The organism is Pandoraea anhela, assembly GCF_902459655.1.
Taxonomy (GTDB): domain Bacteria; phylum Pseudomonadota; class Gammaproteobacteria; order Burkholderiales; family Burkholderiaceae; genus Pandoraea; species Pandoraea anhela.
Genome location: NZ_CABPSB010000049.1, coordinates 1 through 1,588, shown reverse-complemented (window position 1 = coordinate 1,588; position 1,588 = coordinate 1). Strand labels below are relative to the sequence as shown.

2 protein-coding genes are annotated in these 1,588 nt (G+C 61.4%); both read left to right on the top strand.

Going from position 1 to position 1,588, the window contains the following annotated elements:
• Positions 1-755, top strand: a 755-nt coding sequence (locus PAN31108_RS26175; protein ID WP_150671656.1) for a branched-chain amino acid ABC transporter permease, incomplete at its 5' end; no start/stop codon positions are given.
• A 21-nt stretch (positions 756-776) separates the two neighbouring features.
• Entirely contained in the window at positions 777-1,550 is a 774-nt protein-coding gene (locus PAN31108_RS26170; RefSeq protein ID WP_150671655.1) for an ABC transporter ATP-binding protein, read from the top strand.
• Positions 1,551-1,588: the final 38 nt, after the last annotated feature.

Below are 1,588 nucleotides of genomic sequence, written 5' to 3'. Positions count from 1 at the left end.
CGGTCGCTGCCGTGTTCGGCATTCTGCTCGGTGCGCCGACGCTGCGCCTGCGCGGCGACTATCTGGCCATCGTGACGCTGGGCTTCGGCGAAATCATCCGTATCTTCATGAACAACCTGGATAGCCCGTTGAACATCACCAATGGACCGAAGGGGATTACGGGGGTCGAGCCGATCTCGCTTTTCGGGTTTAATTTCTTCAGCAATCACGAGATATTCGGCTGGCAGGCAAATCCCGTCTATCTGCACTATTACCTGTTCGTCACGTTGGCCGTCCTCATCGCATTCGTATGCGTACGGTTGCAACACTCGCGCATGGGCAGGGCGTGGATTGCCGTGCGTGAGGATGAGACTGCCGCCAAGGCGATGGGCATCAACACGCGCAACATCAAGCTGCTGGCGTTCGCGATGGGTGCGTCGTTCGGTGGGGTGGCCGGTGGCATGTTCTCGGCGTTCCAGGGCTTCGTCTCGCCCGAGTCGTTCACGTTCTGGGAGTCGATCGTCGTGCTCTCGATGGTGGTGCTCGGCGGCATGGGCCACATTCCGGGCGTGATCCTGGGTGGTGTGCTGCTCTCGGCGTTCCCCGAGATTCTGCGCTCGACCATGGGCCCGTTGCAGATGAAGTTGTTCGGCACCGTCATCGTCGATCCCGAAGTGATCCGGCAGTTGCTGTACGGTCTGGCCATGATCCTGATCATGCTGTACCGTCCGGCCGGCCTGTGGCCGTCGCCGCGTCCGGAAGAGCGGACTCTGTAAGCCGAGGGAGATGACCTGAACATGAGCGAACAAATTCTTCTGTCCGTCAAGGGCGTGAACAAGCGCTTCGGCGGTCTGCAGGCCCTCACCGATGTGGGCCTGGAGATCAAGCCGGGGCAGATTTACGGGCTGATCGGCCCCAACGGCGCCGGCAAGACCACGTTCTTCAACGTGATCACCGGTCTTTACACCCCGGACTCGGGCGAGTTCAAGCTCGACGGTTCGGCCTACAAGCCCACCGCCGTGCACGAAGTGGCGAAGGCGGGTATTGCACGCACATTCCAGAACATTCGTCTGTTTGGCGGCATGACCGTCATCGAGAACGTGATGGTGGGGCGTCACGTGCGCACGAAGATGGGCGTGATCGGCGCCATCGTGCGCTACCCGGGCGCGAAGGCCGAGGAGCGCGCCATTCGCGATCGCGCGATGGAGTTGCTCGAATACGTGGGCGTGGCGAAGTACGCCAACTACACGGCGGCGAACCTCTCGTACGGCCACCAGCGTCGTCTGGAAATCGCACGTGCGCTTGCCACCGATCCGAAGCTGCTGGCGCTGGACGAACCGGCGGCGGGCATGAACGCGACGGAGAAGGTCGAGTTGCGCGGTCTGCTCGACAAGATCCGCAGCGACGGCCGCACGATCCTGCTCATCGAGCACGACGTGAAGCTGGTGATGGGGTTGTGCAACCGCATGACGGTGCTCGATTACGGCAAGGTGATTGCCGAAGGTTTGCCGCAGGATGTGCAGAAGAATCCTGCGGTGATTGAAGCGTATCTGGGTTCGGGAGGCCATTGATGAGCGCACTGTTGACGATCAAGGGCCTGAAAGTCGCG